The following is a 17,962-nucleotide window of genomic DNA, read 5'->3' on the forward strand; positions in this document are numbered from 1 at the left end:
CTTAAACAGTGCGTTTTCGACATATAAACAAAAATAAATATCTGCTAAGCGCCTTGCTCTTCATCCTCAAGACTCTATTCAGCTTTTTACCCGAAAAAAACCGCTTTTCACTCTTGCCAAGCCCGAATAAAGCTGATTAAATACGCGTTATATCTTCTTGGGAATAACGACTGTTGCGAGTCGTTTTCGCTGTAAACTCCTTCCCATTTAGGTATCAAGATATCTTTATCTGTCATTTTTGAAGAGTTAAATATTGACGACCGCCCGGTAGAGGAATCTGCCGGGCTTTTTTTATTCTTCCCGCCAAATTCGTTCTCTGCCTCGGCAATTCACACAAAGCGCTTGCTTTTTCGCTATCGCTGTTTCATATTTATTGCACATTCCAATGATAATAATAATGATTCACCTAACCGCTTCAGAGGATTCAGGGCTTGTCCTTCGCTAACTTATTTTTTTACCGCTCCCTTTCCGCTTTCCGGTTTATGCCGCTGTTCGTTAGCCTGCTTGCTTTGACAGCGGTCGCTTTCGGCACTCCCGCCTTGGCACAGGAAAACAAAAAACCGCCGGTCAGCGTTATAGCCTATCCTGTCGAATCCGAGACCGTTCCGCAGACATTACAGCTGCTTGGGCTTTTACAGGCCAAACAGGCGGTTGAAATCCGTTCTACCGTTACCGAAACGGTACTGACTCTGCCCTTTACCGAAGGACAGAAAATCGCTCGCGGCGAGGTCATTGCCGAACTCAACAAGCAGGAAGAATTGGCCGAACTGAAACAGGCCGGAATTATCGCCGCCGAAGCGAAACGCCAGTATCAGCGTGCAAAAAACCTGAAAGGCCGCGGCAATATTACCGAAGCGACGATTGATGAACTCAAAGCGCAGTGGCTCAGCGCCGAAGCGGAGATCGCCATTATCGAAGCCAGAGTGCAGGACCGTACCCTGCGCGCGCCTTTCGACGGTCAACTCGGGTTTAAACAGGTCCACCCCGGCGCTCTGGTCAATAACAATACCCTGATCACCACTCTGGACAGTACCGAACAGATGTATCTCGACCTGCAGATACCCGACCGTTATATCGAACAGATTCGTCTTGGTCAGCAGATCGCGGTCAAACTCAATGGCGGCACTCTCTATCACGGCGAGATTCACGTCATTAATCCGCGCATTGATCCGCAAAGCCTGCTGTTGCAGGTTCGCGCCCTGATTGACAACCCGGACGGTCTGTTAAAAAGCGGCATGCAGGTTGCCGCGCAGTTGAATCTGGGTTCCGAGCGTCAGCTGCTGGTGCCGGAAACTGCAATTTTGATGCAAGGCGAAAAAAACTTTGTCTACCTGATCGCTAAGGAAGAGAGCGAGTCGAAAACCTTCGGCGTGCGTAAACAGCCGGTCGAGCTAGGCAAACGCTATCAGGACCGGGTACAGATTCTCGAAGGCGTCGCGGATGGCGATACCGTCATCAGCCAAGGCATCTTCAAAGTTTCGCCGAAGGGTCGAATCCGCATCAAAGCCTATCAGCAACAGCAACCGCTGATTGAACTGTTACACGGCAAGCCGTTAAGCGTGCCGGGCGGCAAATCCGCAGCGGAGAACTGATATGTGGCTTTCCGATACTTCGGTCAAACGCCCGGTTCTTGCGTTTGTGGTGTCAATGCTGTTGCTCGCTTTCGGCCTGCTCTCGTTCGAGCGCATGAGTCTGCGCGAATACCCCAATATCGATCCGCCGATCGTCTCCATTAACACCGATTACCTAGGCGCTTCCGCCAGCGTCGTCGAGAGCCGTATTACCAAAGTGATCGAAAACCGGATTTCCGGCGTCTCCGGGATCGAATACATCGAATCCTCTTCCGAAGACGGGCGTTCGCGGATCAAGGTCGAGTTTTCACTGGATCGGGATATCGATGCCGCCGCCAACGATATCCGCGACCGCGTTTCCAGAGTCCTCGATAATCTTCCTCAACAGGCCGATCCGCCGGAAGTGGTCAAGGTCGACGGAGACGAAAACGTCATTGTCTGGTTTAACCTCGCCAGCGACCGCATGACCGTCAGCGAGCTGACCGACTACGCCGAACGCTATATTGTCGACCGTTTCTCGGTACTGGACGGCGTTGCGCGGGTACGTGTCGGAGGCGGCCAGTCGTATGCTCTGCGCATCTGGCTCGACCCGGTCAAACTGGCCCGCAACGATCTGACCATTGCGGATATCGAAACCGCCTTGCGCAACACCAATATCGAATTGCCCGCCGGGAGCGTGCAAGGCGATCAGGTGATGCTGACGGTACAAATCGCCAGACAGCTGGCCTCAGTCGAAGACATCGAAAACTTGGTATTGAAACAGTTTGCTACAGGCCGCATCACTTTGGGTGAAGTGGCCAAGGTCGAACTCGGTGCGGTCGAGAAACGCCGCCTGTTTCGCGGGAACGGCATCCCGATGGTCGGAATCGGGATCATCAAGCAGTCCACGGCCAATACTTTGACCGTCGCCGAATTGGCGCGGGAACGCAAGGCGCAGATCAATCAGAGCCTGCCGGAGGGAATGTCCCTCGAAGACAGTTACGATGCCTCGGTGTTTGTGCAGAATGCCGTGCACGAAGTCTATAAGACACTGTTTATTGCACTCGGTCTGGTGGTTCTGGTGATGCTGATTTTCCTGAAGAACCTGCGCGCTGCGCTGATTCCGGCCGTGACCCTACCGGTTTCCCTGCTGGCCACTTTCTGGATTCTGTGGATGCTCGGATTCTCGATCAATCTTCTGACTCTGCTGGCTCTGGTACTCGCCATCGGTCTGGTCGTCGATGATGCGATCGTGGTACTGGAAAATATTCAACGCCACCTGACCTTGGGACACAAATCCCTGTCCGCCTCCTATCTCGGCACGCGTCAGGTCGGTTTTGCCGTGGTCGCCACCACTCTGGTGCTGATTTCGGTGTTTATGCCGATCAGCTTCCTGCAGGGGAATATCGGCCGGCTGTTTACCGAATTTGCCGTCACGCTGTCGGTCGCCGTCCTTTTTTCCAGCTGGGTTGCCCTGACGCTCTCTCCCGCTCTGGCATCGAAAATCCTGAAACCGGTTGTTGCCAATACGCAGAACGCGCCTAAAAAGTCCTTTTTATGGCAGAAATTCCGTCCTCTGCTCAAGTTCAACCTGCGCCATCCGTGGGTCGCCATACTGATCTTTTTCGGTCTGCTGGCGCTGATGTTCCAGCTTTTCAAGCAGGTGCCGCAGGAGTATGTGCCCAAAGAGGATCGCGGTGCATTTTTTATCAGCGTGAAAGGACCGGAAGGCGCCAGCTACGAATATATGCAGAGTTACATGCAGGAGATCGAACGCCGTCTGATGCCGCTGGTTGAATCCGGCGAAGCCAAACGCCTGTTGATCCGTTCGCCGCGTTCTTTCAGCAATGCGCAGGTATTTAACACCGGATTCGGCATAGTGATTCTCAACGACTGGAGCGAACGCCGCTCGGCTTTCCTGATTATGCAGGAAATCCGTAAAAACCTCAGCGATCTCAGCGGCGTCAAGGTCGCGCCGATTATGCGCAACAGCATCGGCGGACGCGTCAGCCGCCCGGTGCAGTTCGTAATCAGCGGCAACAGCTATCAACAGCTCAGCGAATGGAAAGTCCTTCTGAACGATGCCATTGCCGAGAATAATCCCGGCCTGACCGGAATCGACTGGGATTACGAAACCAATAAACCACAGCTCGGCGTCACGGTCGATTACGCAAAAGCCCGTTCTCTCGGAATCGAACAGAAAACGCTCAACGAGACTCTGCAGACGCTGCTCGGCGCCAAGAAGGTAACAACCTTTATGCATCAGGGCGAAGAGATCGATATTCTTCTCGAAGCGGATCATAAGCTGTTGCAGTCGCCTGAAGACCTCAATAAGGTTTATCTGCGTGCCGACAGCGGCGCCATGATTCCATTGACTCAGGTCGCGACTCTGCAGACATACGCCGACGCCGCCGTACTGAACCGCTATAACCGCATGCGCTCAATCACGCTTTCGGCCAACCTCGAAGATGACTATCCGCTCGGCGACGCGCTGCAGTATTTAAACCAGCTCACCCGCGACACCCTGCCGGAAGAGGCGATTATCAGCTATAAAGGGCAAAGTAAGGAATTTGCGCAAAGCAATCAGTCGCTGTACTTCGTCTTCCTGTTTGCGCTGGCGGTCATTTTTCTGGTGCTGGCCGCGCAGTTCGAAAGTTTCAAATCGCCCCTGGTCATTATGCTCAGCGTTCCTTTGGCGGTGGTCGGCGGTCTGCTGGCGCTTCTTATCCATGGGCAGACACTGAATATCTACAGCCAGATTGCTCTGGTACTGCTGATCGGGCTGGCAACCAAAAACGGAATCCTGATTGTCGAATTCGCCAACCAGCTCAGGGATCAGGGAAAAAGCCTGTATCACGCGCTGATGCAGTCGGTCAAACTGCGTCTGAGACCGATTCTGATGACCACCATTACCACCTGCGCCGGAGCCATTCCGCTAATTTTTTCCAGCGGCGCCGGAGCGGAAACCCGACAAATCCTCGGACAGGTTCTGCTGTGGGGCGTCGCCTTTTCAACGCTGTTGAGTCTGTTTATGGTGCCGATGTTCTACGCGCTGATCGCCCGCCGTGCACATGCACCGCAATACACCAGCCGACTGCTACAGCAACAGCTGCATAAAAAGACCAGAGAAAAACAGACTGACTAGGCAAATTACCTCTAAAAAATAGAGGTGAAATGCCATTAAAATTCAATTTTAAGCATCTATACTTAAATTTTGGTCGGACAATTTAAAGGTGGCCGATGAGAGAATTTAAGTTTATTGGCACGGGCACGGTACATCTCAAACGTGCGCAAGCGCTATCTTCGTTATATTGCCTGACGGTCAATTGTTCCCTCCTTTCTGCTTTACCGGATTCGGCGGCGTCATTCGAGAGTGTTAATTGATGCCGAACTCGAACCATCCACACCACCAGCAGACCCCGAACCGATCACACAGCCCGCTCTCCTTAAAACCCTGGCAGATTTTAATTGTCGATGACGATGAAGAAGTGCACTTCATTACCGAACTGGTCTTAAAAGATCTGTATTTCGAAGAACGTGGCATAGAAGTATTGCACGCCTACAATCTGAATCAGGCGACCACTCTGCTGCGGCATAATCCCGATATCAGCGTGACCTTACTCGAAGCGGTCATGAATCACGAGAATTGCGGCTTGAAACTGATCGATATCATCCGCAATGAATTGAAGAATCAGGCACTGCGCATTATTCTCCGCACCGCCTATCCGCAGGAGATTCCGGAACAGGAAACCATTATTCAGTACGACATCAACGGCTATAAAAGCAAGCAGGAACTGAGCGCACAAAAACTCATTACCACCGTCATCGCGTCCCTTCGCGCCTTTAAAACCATCCATGCGCTGGAAACCACCCGGCTGGGCATGGAAATGATCCTCGACAGTTCAGAAAGTCTGTTTGAATTTCAGTCCACGCAGAAATTCGCCTCCGGAGTCCTCACCCTCTTGAGCGCCTTCTTAAGAGCCTCCCCCGACGGAATCTTATGCGTTCAAACGGACACGCTCAATCCGACTCCGCCGCCGGATAAAAATTTCCGCGAAATGCATATTATCGGCGCAACCGGCGATCTTCAGCTCGCCGAAGGTACGATAGCGCACCATGCCGGTGCTTTATCGGCACTCGAACTCGCTCGCGAAGTCTTCAAACAGAAGCACAGCATCCTTAGAGAGGACACCTTAGCGCTATTTCTCAAAGCGCCGAACGTTCCGGACGCCGTCGCAGTGCTCAAGGGCGTTCAGGAAATCAACGACGAAGACCGCCTCTTACTGCGATATTTCAGCACGAAAATTTCACTGGCTCTGGCGAACGTCATTCATTTCAAGAAATTCAAAGAAGCCCGAAAGGCCGCCGCCATCGACTTTCTGACCAAATTACCCAATCGCCGTGAGTTTCTGACAATCGGTGAACAACTGATTCGCTTATGCAAGAATTCAAATCAATCGATCACACTGGCCATGATTGATATCGACCATTTCAAAGAGATCAATGACCTTTACGGCCACGAAGCGGGAGATCTCGCCCTTAAAGCGTTTTCCCGCTTTATGAGCGATCATATCCGCGAGGAGGACATCTTTGCGCGGATAGGCGGCGAAGAGTTCTGTCTGATTTTGCCGAGAACCGATCAGCAAAAATCGAAAACCATTCTGCAGAGAATTTGCAGAAGTCTGGCCGAGCATATTTTTGAAATCAATCAACTGCAGATCAAACTGACCATCTCGATCGGTGCAGATTTCACGGCCGACGACCTGAACCACATGATGTCGCGTGCCGATAGACGCCTTTACCGGGCGAAAAACAGCGGGCGCAACCGTCTCTTTATGACAGACGAGCGGGGCGATGAAAACTTCTGCGAAGAAGCCTGAGAAAAGTCCGATGCTCCGACACCCGTCATAAAGCCGCTGATTGCCGACTAAGAATTTCCGGGGGGTACATAGCGGTAATTATTGCGTCCATGCGACTTAACATAATACAGTCCGGCATCAGCTCTGTGGATTGCCTTGTCGATTTCCGCTTCGTTGACAACCAGCGTGCCGCCAAAGCTGCTGGTGACAGGGCCTGCTGAACTTTGATATTCCTCAACAGCGCTGCGGATTCCGTTCGCAACCTGCTCCAGCCCGCTTTCGCCATCGACCGAAAGCACAATCAAAAACTCTTCGCCTCCCCAGCGAATCAACAGATCGCTTTCCCGCAGATTGCTGCGGATAAGCGCGCTCAAGTCACGCAAAACTTCATCACCTCGGGCATGTCCGAAGACATCGTTGATCTTTTTAAAGTGATCGATATCCATCAGAAGCAGACCGACTCTACGCTTATTACGATGCACCAGATTCATGAAAGAACCGATCGACAGCTCAAAGAAGTAACGGTTGTAGGCACCGGTCAACGCATCCATCGATGCTTTCTGACGCCACATCAGTTTTTCGGTAAAGGTATCGCTGATATCGGAAAAGGAAACCACAAAATGTCTGTCATCGAAGTGATTCACTTCGACCGAAAATGTCGCCAGACTGCCCTTGGCATCTTTCATCGCGACATTCCGCTCGCTCGGCGGATAACGCAAAATAGCGTCAACCCAGTGACGATCTTCGAGCGTCAGTTTACTTAAATCGAAGAAGTGCTCGCCGGGCTGGAAAAAGTCGCAGATGCAACGGTGGTTTTCGCTGCCCTCGGCCTCTCTGTCCAATCCGAAAAAATCATAATAAGCGCTGTTGGCGAATGCCAGCACATAACCGTCGGTCAGAATGACAATATTTTTCTGGGTGTCGATGAATTTTTGCAGCTTGGCGAGCGCTTTTCTCTGAGCGGTAATATCGGTGATGACCCCTTCCACCTGCCAGTCGTCCTGTTCGCCGATAATTTTCCGCCCCCGGTCGCTGACATAGATTTCAGTACCGTCCAAACGGCGCAACCGGTACTCGATTTCATAAGGTTTATCCGCCTCGAGAGCGCTGTAGATATGCTGCTGAACCCGCTCCAGATCCTGCGGATGAATCATATCCAGCAAGCGAACTTTCTTGGCCAGCAACTCGTAAGCATAATAGCCGGTAAAGAAACGTGCCGAGGCATTGGCAAACTGCATTTTCCAACGGTTCTCTTTCCCCCAGTCAAAGCGATAAACCAGATTAGGAAGCCTTTCAATCAGCGACTGATAGCGGTTGCCGAGATATTCCAGACGGTTCTCGCGCTCGACAATGTCAGTGATATCGTGAATCGTACCGAAAGAGCGCACCACGATTCCGTTTTCATCCGTTTCATGCTCGCACTCTTCGGCGACATAAATCATCGAACCGTCCGATCTGAAAATACGGTGTTTGATCTGATAAGCGGAGCCATTTGCCAGAGAAGAATGGAAAGCATAGTCCAGCTCTTCCCTGTCTTCCGGGTGGACATAACTCAATAGACGTTCATAACTCGGACTAAAACTTTGCGGCGTCTCGCCGAAAATACGAAAGACCTCGTCACTCCAATACAGCGTCTGAGACTCCGAATCAAATTCCCAGGTTCCCAGATTGGCGATTTTCTGCGCTTTTTCGAAACGCTCGACATTTCGGCTCAACATCTTCTGACTCTCGGCCAAAGCCAGTTCATTGGAACGGCTGCGATACAGCAGAAGCACCACAATGGCGGCCACCAGCGAGGTAAACACAAAGATCAGCAGATATTGCCCGATCAGGTACTTGTTTTCGGCATCCTGCTGATAAAAAACCAGAAAACCGATTGTCTTATCGCTGACGGCGTTGTTCACCGGTAACAGCGTGACCATGTAACTGTTGCCGTCCGCGTTGATCATTCGAGTCACCGAATCGGCCAGCACAACACTCTCTTTCAAAGGCTCACTGCGGTTCCATTTCGACAGCAGCTGTGTAAACAGCATGCGCGTATTCAAGTGCATCAGAGAGGCTTCATACATAAAATCCGTCGAAAACGGCGTCACTTCATAATTACCGATCTCGTTCTTAAACACTTTCGACTCGACAATATCGCGGCGGATAATGAAACTGACATTCCCGCCCAGTTCACGGGCGATCGCATTCATAATCACTTTCATCGAAACCGAGGTTTCAACCGAACCGGCAGGTTCCTTGTTCCAGAACAGAGGGAAAACAAAACGGAAACCGTTGAAAATACGACCCTCTTCAAATCCTTGAATAGAGAGACCGGTCTGATTGGTGAACGCGACGGTCGAACGAACATCCGTCAGGTCGTCGCCGAATTTATTCGGGCGGTGAAAACGCAGGAAACTTTCGTTGTTATGCAGATGAAAATGCAGCTGCTTGAGTTTGAATTTATCCATTGAGTTATACAACGGATAAAGGCTGTTGAAGATTTGATCACGAATCTGCTGCTTGCGCGTGTCGTCGGCGCGGTTCGCTTCCCACATCAGGCTCTGGTAGAGGGGGGTATCAAGAACGTTGTCAAAGATCAGCTCGGCGTTATTGGCAAAGCCGTGCAGAACGGACTGCTTGGTGACCGACAAAAGCTGATTCTGCGCCTCGACATTTTCGCTGCGCTGCTGATTGAACAGCTGCAAAAGAAAAACCGCATCAAGGCAGATAAACACCACCACTGCCAATGCATAGTATTTTGCAGATTTGAAAAGCCCTTTTGAACGTAGCATGCAATCCGTTACTTTGTCCGGTTCAATAAGTTAAACAGTATAGCAAATCCTTGAAAAAATTCGGGATTTCCATGCCGTTTTCCAGCGATTATTTGCCGGAAATACCGTGAATTTCACCCTCTTTTCAGGTCGATGATTATTTCGGTATTTCCGGAATGCTGTTGTCGGGGTAGAGCACGCTGGCTTTCTGAATTTCTTCATGAAACACATCGACCTTTTCGGCGACGATATCGCTGCGTGCAAAGCGCGCAATATGAAACAGCGCTTCGCCCTCATTCACCAGCGGCATTTTCATCTGCCCGATAACGATACCGCTGGCTGCGGAGTACACCTCTTTTTCGCACTCGCCGAAAGGATCGGAAATGATCCCCAGACAGGTCTGCTGAGCAATCACTCGGGTACCGTCGGCAACCAGCGAACGGAAAATTCCGCTCTGCTCGGCCCGCACCCAGAAGCTTTTACGCGAGATCACCGCTTTGGACACTTTGGATTGCGGCGTTTTCCGGCTCGGCGTTGCAATCTGTCCTAGCTCGCGCATGACATTGATAATACCGCGCACACCGGCACGAATGGACACTTCGTCGAAACGCAAAGCTTCTCCCGCCTCGTACAGCAAGATCGGAATACCGCTTTTGACCGCGGCGGCACGCAGTGAGCCTTTTCTCAGTTTGGCATTGAGGATCACCGGTGCGGCAAAGGCCTGCGCCAGCTTCAGGGTAAGAGGCTCGTCCAGATCCGCGCGAATCTGCGGAAGATTGCTGCGGTTAATCGCGCCGGTATGCAAATCGATTCCGACATCCGCCTGACTGACGACTTCGCGCATAAACAGATAAGCGGTGCGCCCCGCCAGAGTGCCGTCCTCCGCGCCGGGAAAAAAGCGGTTGAGATCACGACGGTCGGGCAGATAGCGACTGCCGTGAATAAAACCGTGCAGATTGACGATCGGCACGGCAATCAGCGTTCCGCGCATACGCTTCAAGGATTTAACTTTCAGGAGTCGGCGGATAATCTCGACACCATTGAGTTCGTCACCGTGAATGGCCGCACTGACAAACATCACCGGCCCGGCCAGACGCCCGCATACCACCTGAACCGGCATCGAGAGCTGGGAATGGGTATAAAGCCTGCCCATATCAAGATCGATCGTTTTTCGCTCGCCCGGTTTTACGGTCACTCCGCCAATCGTAATCGGTTTATTCATCTGCCGTTTGCCCGGATTTAAATCCATCGCCATTGTCCCTCCACAGCGCTCTGTATCAGCTTATCCAATCTCAGCAACATAATGCCCTAATTCCCGAAAACTCCACAGCGTTTTTTTCGCTTTGCACGCATTTCAATGTATGAAGAAAAGCTTACTGTTTTGCGCACCGGATACCCCCTATCGCAAGCGATTACTATAAAATAGCTATTTTGCTCCGAGGGCTTCCCATTGAACGTCAAAACGGCTGAACGATCAAAAAGTAGAAAACCGCCCCAACAGTACTATTACCTGAGCCTTCTGGGCTTTCTGTTACTGCTTTGGGGCGCGACCCTTTTATGGTTTCATTTTGAGCTGCAGATGCATTTCTCGCATCTGGCCGTCGGCATTTCAATGGCCCTGTTTGCCGCGACCATTCCGGTCGTCTCCTGGCTGATCCCTTTTAATACTCTGCAGCAGCATCAGCGCCAATGTCAGCTGGTCTGGTTCTCTCTGCTGGCCTGGCTGCTGCTGTTGAACAGTCTGCTGCTGTACCACACCGGCGGAACGATCAACCCTCTGATCTATCTTCTGCTGGCACCTCTGGTTCTGGGCATGCTGATCCTGTCGACATCTTGGTTTATGAGTCTGGCGCTGCTGGCCTCGGCCTGTTATCTGTCACTGGGCTTTTTCTATGTTCCGATCATGTCCCTCAAGGTACAGAGCCTGCCGGCGTTTTTCGCCTGGTACCTGCACGGTTCCATGCTGGCGTTCATTCTTCTGGTCATGCTGCTGGCACTGCTGATTTTCCCTTTAAGAAAACGGCTTGAAGCGCAACGCTCGGCGCTGTCGCAACAGCAGAACCGCGCCCTGCAGAATGAATATCTGCTTTCGGTAGCCAGCCTTGCCTCGGCCTCCGTTCATCAGCTCAGTACGCCTCTGAACACGCTTTCGCTGCTACAGGATCTGTTGAAAAACGAAATTACCAGCGATCAGGGCAAAGCCTACCTGCAAACCGCCAATCAGCAGCTTTCGGTATGCATCAACGCTCTGCACAGTCTGCGCAATAAAGCGGAAGAGGTTTCCCAGCCGGCCAACGCGGGGATTGAAATCGGCGCGCTTCTGAAAGATCTGCGTCAGGAATTTGCCCTACTGCATCCGCAAAGCGAACTACAGACCTCCACCGACATCGCTTCAGGGCTGCTGTATGTCGATGCCGCCTTTAAACTGGCGATTATGAATCTGCTCGACAATGCCGCCCGCTACAGTCCCGACTTTATCCGCCTCAAGGTGTCAAAACACGCCGGAGGCTGGACGCTGCGTGTTGAAGATCAGGGAGGCGGCCTTGTGCAAAACGATCTCGAAACGCTTGGACAGGGATTAATGGAAGAGTACCACGGCACCGGTATGGGCGTATTCCTCAGCCGCATGATTATCGAGCGCTTCGGCGGTTCCCTGAATTTCCGCAACGGCGAGATTGAAGGGCAGCCGGGACTGATCGCCGAAGTATCGCTCCCGATTTCCGAACCGCATGACAAAGCATAAGGACGTTACCGATGACACAACTGAATAACCTGTTACTGGTAGACGACGATCTGACTTTTTTGAATATCCTGCAACAGGCATTCAAATACCGGGATATTGCCACGGAACAGGCGCAGACCCCCGAGCAGGCCATACAGCTGATGCAACAGAAAGCGTTTGAATACGCCGTGATCGATCTCAATATTGACGGTCAGAGCGGACTAAACCTGCTCAGTGAACTGCTCAGCCTGCAGCCGCAGTGCAAAATCCTGATTTTGACCGGCTATGCCAGCGTGGCGACCGCGGTTGAAGCGATGCGCCTGGGTGCCATCAACTACCTGTGCAAACCGGCCAATATCGACGACATCATTCAGGCGTTTTCCCCGCAAACCGGCCATCAAACACCCCCGCCGGCCAACGAACAGGAAGAAACTTTTCAGGCAATGTCGGTCAAGCGTCTTGAGTGGGAACACATCCAGAAAGTGCTGATGGAAAACGACGGCAATATCAGCGCTACCGCACAAGCGTTAAACATGCACCGCCGGACGCTGCAAAGAAAATTACAGAAACGGCCGGTCGAAAAATAAATAGGTGATTACCATCAATTTAACGCAATAACGACATATAAATTTCACCCTTATTGCATTACTATTTTTCATGCTTTATTCCATTTTCACAAAGGACACACAAATGAAACCGACTTCTCTCTTAGCGATCGCTGCCGGCTGCCTGATCGGATGGCAAACCGCTTTCGCCGCAACGGTTGCCGAATCCGTTGAAATCAGCGACCCTTATGTCCGCATGGTACCGCCTACAGCTCCGGCCTCAGCCGCATTTATGACCATTAAAAACACCGACGGCAAAGATCATTCTGTGGTTTCTGCCAAAGGTTACATCAACAAGATCACTGAGCTGCACACTCATATTCACGACAATGGCGTGATGCGTATGCGTCGGGTCGAAAAAATCGACCTGCCTGCAGGACAAACCACCGCGCTGCAACCGGGCGGACTGCATATTATGCTGATCAACCTTAATGAGCCGGTTAAAGACGGGCAAAAATATCAAATCGATCTGACTTTTGAAGACGGCTCGACGAAAACCGTCGAAGCACAGGGACGCCCGATCGTACCGCCACGAAACGGTATGGGAGCTGGCCCTAAAATGGGTACCGGCATGGGGCCGGGCATGAAATGCGGCGGCATGATGATGAAAGGACCGGGAGCCATGTCCGGCGCACAACTTTCCAACGGTCGCAACAGCAACCCAATGCGGATGGTCATGCACGCGAACCCGGCTTTCCCGAATCTGACCGGTATTGCCGTTAAAAACGCCGCCGAACTGAATCTGAGCGCTGAGCAGGTATCTGAACTGAAAGGCTGGACTGCCAAACACGGTGACAAAATGCAGAAAATGTTCCAGCAGGTTGATGTTCTGGAAAAAGAGTTAATTCAAGATGCTTTGGCTGGACAGCCTAAAGCGGAATTAATGGCCAAATTCGAAAAAACGCTGGCCTTGCGCAAACAGATTGCGGAAACCAAAATCGATTGCCGCGACAATATGAAGAAAGTGCTGAGCGCCGAACAGTTCGACAAACTGGCGTCGATCTATCCGATGATGTAATCGTTTGCGGATCGCATTAAACAAAAACACCGCGCGGAAATTCCGTGCGGCGTTTTTTTCGCCCGACAACTGGCGGTCGGATATTCAGAGGCGCTGTCTCAACACACCCGGCAGCTTATGCTGCTTTTGACAAGCGGCAATCAGCCTTTACCGCGCGTCTTGGTGTTATGGGCACGACAGTTCTTTTCCAGAAACTCGATAATCATGCCGGCGATATCTTTGGCAATCGCCGCTTCGATCCCTTCCAGACCCGGCGAAGAGTTCACCTCCATTACCACCGGCCCGTGATTGGATCGCAGCAGATCGACACCGCAAACATTCAATCCCATCACTTTCGCGGCACGAACCGCCGTAGAGCGTTCTTCCGGCGTAATCTTAATCAAGCTGGCCGAACCGCCGCGATGCAGGTTCGAGCGGAATTCCCCCTCCTTGCCCTGACGCTTCATCGCCGCCACGACTTTATTGCCGATCACGAAACAACGGATATCCGCGCCCTTGGCTTCCTTGATAAATTCCTGAACCAGGATATTCGCTTTCAATCCCTGAAAAGCCTGAATAACACTCTCGGCCGCCGAATGGGTTTCCGCCAGAACGACTCCGACCCCCTGAGTACCCTCAAGCAGTTTAACCACCACCGGCGCCCCGCCGACCATTTCCAACATATCGTCGATATCGTCCGGACAATGCGCAAAACCGGTAACCGGCAGGCCGATTCCTTTACGCGACAGAAGCTGCAGACTGCGCAATTTATCGCGCGAACGGCTGATGGCCACCGATTCATTCAGCGGATAAACGCCCATCATTTCAAACTGGCGCAAAACTGCGGTGCCGTAGAAAGTGACCGAAGCACCGATACGAGGAATCACCGCATCAAAGCCTTCCAGCACCCGCCCCTTATAGTGAATCTGAGGATTATGCGGACTGATATTCATATAACAACGCAGAGCATCGATCACTTCGATCTCATGACCTCTACTCTGTGCCGCTTCGACAAGACGACGGCTGGAATATAGGTTCGCGTCACGCGACATCAGTGCAATTTTCATAGCAGACTCCTCAAAAAGTCATAAAAATCATGATAAAACAGGATTTGTCAGAGGCAGGACAAACCGGATAAGACCGGATGTAAAAAACTGCAATTATCACTCTTAACAGGCATTTTGCCTATCGAAATTTTGCATTAAACAAGAAAAAATTGATAACGGAGAACTTCGTTTTCCGGCAGAGAATCCGCCTGGAAGGAGAAATAAAAAAACCGCAGCTGATTCAGCCTTAGACAAAGGGACTGACGGGAGTTCAGACTGCGGGAAACGTGGGAATAAGTTACGAAATATTGCAAGATGTTGCGAAATATCGCGAACCGTACCGCTACTTTCGCTGCCGGAAAACGCCGGGGAAAGCGCTTTCTACAGCTTCGCACAAGCAAAGGTTATTTCTTGGTGGAATCCTCCGGAACATAAATCATGCTGCCGTCTTCCAAGCGGTAAGCCACACCCGCTTTAGACCCTTTACCTTCACCCATCTGGCCGGTCGACTTATACTCTTTAAGCTCATCGCCCTCTTTGACCAGAATTTCCATATTCGGCTGCCCGGCATTTTTAATGACCATGACATCCTCGGCACTGTTAAACGGATTGATCGGGTTGCTCATTACGATAATCAGCAACACCGCGATCACGACCAGAAACAGATCCACCATATTGACCACGCTCAGAATCGGATCGTCTTCGTCTTCTTCAATAATATTCAAATCAATCTGACTCATCGCCCTGTCTCAAGCCGCTTTTAACTTAGGTTCTGCTTCAGCCTCTTTCGCCTTGGCTTTCAGCAATGCCTTGAGTTCTTCCAACAACCAGCGACGACGCACCGATAGCGTCATAAAGGTCATCGAAGCCGACAAGAGCGCGATAATAACTGCGGCAAAAGCGACCGTTAGTTGGCTGGCCACTTCCTGAAAGTTACCGTTGGCGACCGCCATAAGCGCCGGCCCCATCGGAATCATGGTCGCTACCAGCCCAAGCATCGGCGCAATCCGGCTAACCAGACGCAAAGGCTCGATCTGTCTCAGCAATTGAAGCTCGACTTCCTGTTGATCGGCCTGAGGATTTTTCGCCCAAAATTGTTGTAAAGGCTGATGGGCATCCTTGCCCAAAGAGCGCATGAGCCACTCCCAGCCAAATCTTCCTAATTCGTAGAACGCAAACGCAAACATCAGTGCCAGAATAATCAGCACCGGCATTAAAAACAGACCGGCGATCTCCGCCATCGTCATTTCGATAAAATTCATAGTTTCTCCTGAATACGCTCTTTTGATCAGTTCACACCTCTGCTGAGCAAAGGTCATCATGGCGCTTTTATATGCGAAAAATTTTAGAGGGCGGGAGACAAATAGACAATGCGACAAATTGTCGCACTCCAGACAATTACGCTCGGTTGCAGGCAGTGATTTGTATTTTTACAAAAGCAGGAGTTTTAGGAGCACAACCCCACAATAGAGTTAATACAGGGAGTTTAGAAGTTTCGGAACCGCAAATAAAAAAGGGATTAGCGCCTTATTCTGACACTAATCCCCACTTTGGAAGTATTATGAATTTCTCCCTGCACCATTCCCGCGAGGAAACGCACGAAAATCCTTAATATTTCGGATAGATCGTTAACAGCTGCTCAACTTCTTCACGACAGCAACCCAGGTCAAATGCCAACTTAGCCAGTTGCGATGCACGTGACTGCAGGTTTTCCATCGTTTCACCCTTTTCAATCGCTTCCTGCAACCAGGAAGAAAGCTTGGATAATTCGCGAATCTTGGATTCCATCTCCTCCGCCGGAAGACCGCAACTGCAAAGGTTTTCTAAATTAATATCAAAACGTCGTAAGGCTTCATCCGAACTGATATTGGTATCCTTAACGATATTTTTAAAATGGCTGCTTCCCGGCATCATGCAAATCACCTACTCTCTGGAATATTTAGGAAGAGTTATTTTAATCAACGTTCGACAAGCGATTCATAACAACAATTTATTGAAATCATTAGATTACAAGGAACCAATCTATAAATAGCAATGTGTTTACATCCCATCGCTTATAAGCTTCTTTGACCTTTTCTTTTCTTGTCCAAAGAAAAGGTCAAAAAGAAAAGACACCCTCTACCGTTCGATTAAGACTGGCTAGCGTTCAATTTTGCGCGGCTTCAACTCCCTCGCTTTGCTCGGTCAGACAGCCACCGCCGCTCCTGCAAAATTATCACTAAGCCACTCTAAATCTCAGCTCTAAAGGGAACCCATTTATTTGGCATTGTTTTCGTCGAAAGAACGAAGATTCTCTATCGCCTCAAAATAGTAGAAAAGGTGTTATACGCAAGCATAGCCTAAAGACAATAATCCCCTTTGGAGTGCGCTTAGGCTGAGTCAGCGAAAATTTTGCAGGAGCGGCGGTGGCTGTCTGACCGAGCAAAGCGAGGGAGTTGAAGCCGCGCAAAATTAAGCGCTACTCAGCCTTAGTAAGCGGAACGGGGTGTCCTTTTTTGCCTACTTTGTTGGACAAGCAACAAAGTAGGGGGAAGCCTTTAGATGAAAACAAGGCAAAGTGAAATTTTAAAAAGGCTTCTCAATTAAAAAACCAAATTTAATTTTACTCTGACCCCAATTATTAATTTGATGATATGTTCAAACATGGATGGCAAAAGCTACATAACCAGAATGAGAACCGAATTAAATTTGGTCACAATGACTTTTTTGGTATGCAGAACTTTTTATTTTTTTCGGTTGATAACAAAGCAATTTCATACGATTCAAAAAAATATAGCTTTGAAGAAAGCAAGCTGAACTTGATTGATAGCTGGAACAAGATGTATCAACTGTTATTGGTTCAAGCGTTTGAAGCTTTTTCAGAGTTCATGAAAAGTTTGTATTTAATACTATTAGATTTAGGATTTGAATTTAAGCAACCATGCTTAAAAGGTGGTTCATCTCTTCCATGTGATAAAAATTTCAAATTAACAGTTACTAACATTCGTACTGAATTTTTTAGGTTATATCCGACTCTTGAAGTTTATGACACCAAAAATCAACTTGGTGCCAATTTTAAGTTTATGCTGCCCTTTATTGAAAAACTAAGACATATCATTGCGCACTCACATGGTGAGTTCAAAAATTCAGAAAAGTTCATTCGTGAGGTTCTAAATGTGAATAGGCTTTTTAATAATGGAAAATATGACCAAGAGTTTGACCAATACTTTGATTCATTTACCAGGAATAAAAATGGGATCGTTGAAATTGCCATGATGCCAATACCTCAAGAGCCGAATGGTGCTTTTGAAGTTTGGACAAATCGATTTGATATGCTGAATAATTATTTAATGGCTTATACCGAACTCATGCAAAGAGTGTTTACACACGAAATTGACAAGAAAATCAAATCAGGCAGCACTGCGGATTAACGATTACCAACACAATC

The 17,962-nt window shown here is 50.0% G+C and carries 14 protein-coding genes; 8 read left to right on the forward strand and 6 right to left on the reverse strand.

Annotation, left to right across the window (positions count from 1 at the left end):
- Window positions 1-482 precede the first annotated feature (482 nt).
- From J3999_RS02390 to J3999_RS02400, 3 genes are all read left to right on the forward strand, one after another.
- Window positions 483-1,592 carry an efflux RND transporter periplasmic adaptor subunit gene (locus J3999_RS02390; protein ID WP_208126375.1) on the forward strand — a complete coding sequence of 370 codons (1,110 nt, stop codon included), beginning with the start codon at window positions 483-485 and terminating at the stop codon, window positions 1,590-1,592.
- A gap of 1 nt (window position 1,593) precedes the next feature.
- A complete protein-coding gene (locus J3999_RS02395; RefSeq protein WP_208126376.1) occupies window positions 1,594-4,695 on the forward strand; it encodes an efflux RND transporter permease subunit in 3,102 nt (1,033 codons plus the stop codon).
- Between the two features lie 238 nt (window positions 4,696-4,933).
- Window positions 4,934-6,430, forward strand: coding sequence for a diguanylate cyclase (locus J3999_RS02400; protein WP_208126377.1), 1,497 nt, complete (start codon window positions 4,934-4,936; stop codon window positions 6,428-6,430).
- A gap of 47 nt (window positions 6,431-6,477) precedes the next feature.
- On the opposite strand, the gene J3999_RS02405 is transcribed toward J3999_RS02400, so the two are convergent.
- Together J3999_RS02405 and J3999_RS02410 are read right to left on the reverse strand one after the other, a co-directional pair.
- Window positions 6,478-9,186: a diguanylate cyclase gene (locus tag J3999_RS02405; protein ID WP_208126378.1), complete on the reverse strand. Its 2,709-nt coding sequence runs from the start codon at window positions 9,184-9,186 to the stop codon at window positions 6,478-6,480.
- Between the two features lie 136 nt (window positions 9,187-9,322).
- Window positions 9,323-10,420, reverse strand: coding sequence for a succinylglutamate desuccinylase/aspartoacylase family protein (locus tag J3999_RS02410; protein WP_371811841.1), 1,098 nt, complete (start codon window positions 10,418-10,420; stop codon window positions 9,323-9,325).
- Between the two features lie 195 nt (window positions 10,421-10,615).
- On the opposite strand from J3999_RS02410, the gene J3999_RS02415 reads away from it, so the two are divergent.
- The 3 genes from J3999_RS02415 to J3999_RS02425 all read left to right on the forward strand — a co-directional run bounded on the left by J3999_RS02415 (window position 10,616) and on the right by J3999_RS02425 (window position 13,510).
- The gene (locus J3999_RS02415) at window positions 10,616-11,908 is read left to right on the forward strand and encodes a sensor histidine kinase KdpD (protein ID WP_208126379.1); all 1,293 of its coding nucleotides are present in this window, start codon (window positions 10,616-10,618) and stop codon (window positions 11,906-11,908) included.
- An 11-nt stretch (window positions 11,909-11,919) separates the two neighbouring features.
- Window positions 11,920-12,474 carry a response regulator transcription factor gene (locus J3999_RS02420; protein WP_208126380.1) on the forward strand — a complete coding sequence of 185 codons (555 nt, stop codon included), beginning with the start codon at window positions 11,920-11,922 and terminating at the stop codon, window positions 12,472-12,474.
- Between the two features lie 103 nt (window positions 12,475-12,577).
- Window positions 12,578-13,510 carry a copper chaperone PCu(A)C gene (locus J3999_RS02425; protein ID WP_208126381.1) on the forward strand — a complete coding sequence of 311 codons (933 nt, stop codon included), beginning with the start codon at window positions 12,578-12,580 and terminating at the stop codon, window positions 13,508-13,510.
- Between the two features lie 140 nt (window positions 13,511-13,650).
- On the opposite strand, the gene rimK is transcribed toward J3999_RS02425, so the two are convergent.
- From rimK to J3999_RS02440, 3 genes are all read right to left on the reverse strand, one after another.
- Window positions 13,651-14,556, reverse strand: coding sequence for a 30S ribosomal protein S6--L-glutamate ligase (gene rimK, locus J3999_RS02430; protein ID WP_208126382.1), 906 nt, complete (start codon window positions 14,554-14,556; stop codon window positions 13,651-13,653).
- Between the two features lie 383 nt (window positions 14,557-14,939).
- Window positions 14,940-15,275: a DUF2149 domain-containing protein gene (locus J3999_RS02435; protein WP_243755245.1), complete on the reverse strand. Its 336-nt coding sequence runs from the start codon at window positions 15,273-15,275 to the stop codon at window positions 14,940-14,942.
- A gap of 9 nt (window positions 15,276-15,284) precedes the next feature.
- Window positions 15,285-15,797 (reverse strand): MotA/TolQ/ExbB proton channel family protein, encoded by a 513-nt coding sequence (locus tag J3999_RS02440; protein ID WP_208126383.1) that lies wholly within the window; start codon window positions 15,795-15,797, stop codon window positions 15,285-15,287.
- A gap of 71 nt (window positions 15,798-15,868) precedes the next feature.
- Between J3999_RS02440 and J3999_RS02445 the strand changes: the two genes are divergently transcribed.
- Window positions 15,869-16,147: a hypothetical protein gene (locus J3999_RS02445; protein WP_208126384.1), complete on the forward strand. Its 279-nt coding sequence runs from the start codon at window positions 15,869-15,871 to the stop codon at window positions 16,145-16,147.
- On the opposite strand, the gene J3999_RS02450 is transcribed toward J3999_RS02445, so the two are convergent.
- The gene (locus J3999_RS02450) at window positions 16,144-16,449 is read right to left on the reverse strand and encodes a hypothetical protein (RefSeq protein WP_208126385.1); all 306 of its coding nucleotides are present in this window, start codon (window positions 16,447-16,449) and stop codon (window positions 16,144-16,146) included. The two genes, J3999_RS02445 and J3999_RS02450, sit on opposite strands and share 4 nt — an antisense overlap.
- A gap of 797 nt (window positions 16,450-17,246) precedes the next feature.
- Between J3999_RS02450 and J3999_RS02455 the strand changes: the two genes are divergently transcribed.
- Window positions 17,247-17,945, forward strand: a complete 699-nt coding sequence (locus tag J3999_RS02455; protein WP_208126386.1) for a hypothetical protein — start codon at window positions 17,247-17,249, stop codon at window positions 17,943-17,945.
- The last annotated feature ends 17 nt before the right edge of the window (window positions 17,946-17,962 follow it).

Source organism: Thiomicrorhabdus sp. 6S3-12 (genome assembly GCF_017571475.1).
Taxonomy (GTDB): Bacteria; Pseudomonadota; Gammaproteobacteria; order Thiomicrospirales; family Thiomicrospiraceae; genus Thiomicrorhabdus.